The organism is Actinomadura sp. GC306, assembly GCF_004348665.1.
Taxonomy (GTDB): Bacteria; Actinomycetota; Actinomycetes; order Streptosporangiales; family Streptosporangiaceae; genus Spirillospora.
The window spans coordinates 1-2,458 of the sequence record NZ_SMKM01000464.1 but is presented as its reverse complement, the minus strand read 5'-3'; the positions used below and the strand labels follow the sequence as shown (position 1 = coordinate 2,458).

The following is a 2,458-nucleotide window of genomic DNA, read 5'->3' as shown; positions in this document are numbered from 1 at the left end:
GTCGGCGTGGGCGGGGGCGCTGAGGACGGCCAGTTCGGGGAGCCGGCGGGCCTGCTCCGGGTCGGTTATCGGCGGGAGCATCCCGGGGTGGACGGTCAGGGGTTCGAGCACCCAATTGGGGTGGCCCATGTCGATTGGGGCGCCGCAGGCTTGCGCGACGGACTGGTTGGGGCAGAAGACCAGTAGTGTCGCTCCGCACCTGTGGCGCAGTCGCAGCAGGGCCAGGTAGGCGGGCCAGCTGAAGATCTTGTCCGGCTTGTACTTCAGCTGTGATTCGACGATGACGCTGTGGGTGGGGGCCTTGGGCTCGTCCAGGAGGATGGTGGCGTCGCATCGCAGCTCGGCCGGGTTCATCCCGGCGAAGGAGTCCGAGGTCAGCGTGACGAGGCCGTCGTCCGGCATGTCCAGGCCGAAGACGTGCTTCAGGATCGTCGGGACGAGCTGCGGCCGGTTGCGGACCATCTCCAACGGCATCTCGTGTTCGGTCGTTGGCATGGCACGCAAACTATCAGTAATCAAATGGCAGCGTAGTGTCAACATCTGTGGTGAGGGGCCATGTGTGCCAGGCGTCGGGGGTGTCGAGCAGGATCAGGGTGGTCCAGCCGCCGCCCAGGTGGTGCGGGCCGCTGTGCAGGGCTCGGACGGCCTCGTGCCACAGGTCGGCGTCCTCGTGTTTGAGCAACTGGCAGGCGTCGGTAACGACGAGGTATTCGCGGAGAGCCGCTGGCCTCTCGTCCAGGGCGTCTAGAAACTCGTGCCAGCCGGATGCGGCGTTGTAGGGGAGTTGCAGGGCTGCGGTGAGCTGCTGGACGGCTCTTATCGCGGTCGTGCACGCGGAGCCCAGTGCCATTCGCACGTCCGCGTCGTCGGTCGTCCACCTCAGGCGGTCGATGAACGGCTGTACTTGGTCGGTGGACAACCGGAGAGCGAGGCACTTCCCGCGGTTGCGTTGCACCTGGGCGGCGAGCGTCACCCGCTCGAAGATGTCGGCGGTGCTCGTCCGGACTCCGTAGTAGGTGCCGCTCTTCTCCTTCCACCAGCGGAAGGGGTAGCGGCGGCCCGTCCTCTTGTTCGGCTCGCTTGTTCTTCGCAGGCTGCCTGCCACGACGTGCTTCGCGCTCTTGGTCCCCTCGGGGTCGAGATCGAGTCCGTCCAGTAGTTCGTGGTGATGGATTCGCTGTCCCCGCCGGTCGAAGAGGTAGCGGAGGAAGCTGCGGGCCTTGTCGTCCAGCGCTTCCCAGTAGACGAGCGCCGCGTCCTCGTCGGCTGTCGTCCACTCGCGTCCATCGTGGCCGGAGCCGCCGCTGCTCTGCTCCCAGAGGGGGTCGTCGTCGGCGAGGAACATGGGGCCTCCGTTTAGCCGGGCGTCCGGTTCAGCTTGGCGGACGCCCGGCTTGCACATGGGCCGGGCCGCTTATCTGGCGGGATGTGGCCCTCGGCGGTGTGCTACCCGCTTGTGGGTTTGGCGGGCCACCAGAAGCGGGGGCCGGTGTCCAGGGCCAGGGCGGGGACGATGACGGAGCGGACGAAGAAGGTGTCCAGGAGCACGCCCAGGGACACGAGCACTCCGATCTGCACCATCATCGTGACCGGCATGATGCCCAGGGTGCCGAAGGTGGCCGCCAGGACCAGGCCGGCGCTGGAGATGACGCCGCCGGTCACGGCCAGGCCCTTCAGGACGCCCGTGCGATGGTCGGTGCGTCCCACCTCTTCTCGGATGCGGGAGACGAGGAACAGGTTGTAGTCGACGCCGAGCGCCACCATGAACAGGAAGCCCATGAGGGCGACCTGCGTGTCGAGGGCCGGGAAGCCGAACGCGTACCGGAACAGGAGCCAGGAGGCGCCCAGTGCCGCGAAGTAGGACGCGACGACCGTCGCGATCACCAGGAGCGGGGCGACGAGCGCGCGGAGGAGCACCGTCAGGACGAGGAGGACGACGGTCAGGACGAGCGGGATCACCACCCGGCGGTCATGGGCCTGCGCGTCGGCGAGGTCGATCTCGCCGGCCGTACTCGCGCCGAAGATTGCGTCCGGGACGTTCTCCCGGAGCGCCCGGACGGTCTTCTCGGCCGCTTCGCTGTCGGGCGCGTCGGTGAGGACGAGGTCGAGCTTCGCCAGGCGTCCGTCTGCGGAAGGTGTGGGAGCGCCCACGCCGGCCACTCCGGGGGAGTTCTCCAGGGCGGCGGTGACCGCGGCCGTATCGGGGCGGTCGGTGATGACCTGGACGGGGTGTCCCTGCCCGCCGGGGTAGTGCTCGGCCAGGAGACGCTCGCCGGTGATCGAGCTGGGCGTGGTGGTTAGGAAGTCGGCGCGGTCGAGTCCCGTGTTGATGCCCAGGGCCGCGGTGGAGAGCACGCCGAGGACGGCCAGGCCGCCGATCCAGACGAGGCGGGGGCGTGCGGCGATGCGGTGGCCGATGCGGTCCCAGGCGCCGCGGGCGGGTGGTGCGTCGCCGGGG

At 69.0% G+C, this 2,458-nt stretch carries 2 protein-coding genes and 1 pseudogene; all 3 read right to left on the bottom strand.

The window, feature by feature from the left end:
* Positions 1-495, bottom strand: a pseudogene (locus E1200_RS32615) (hypothetical protein); the annotation flags it as partial.
* 13 nt (positions 496-508) lie between these two features.
* Positions 509-1,345: a DUF6416 domain-containing protein gene (locus E1200_RS32610; protein ID WP_131956434.1), complete on the bottom strand. Its 837-nt coding sequence runs from the start codon at positions 1,343-1,345 to the stop codon at positions 509-511.
* 101 nt (positions 1,346-1,446) lie between these two features.
* On the bottom strand, positions 1,447-2,458 hold a 1,012-nt coding region (locus tag E1200_RS32605; RefSeq protein WP_165950561.1), incomplete at its 5' end, for an MMPL family transporter.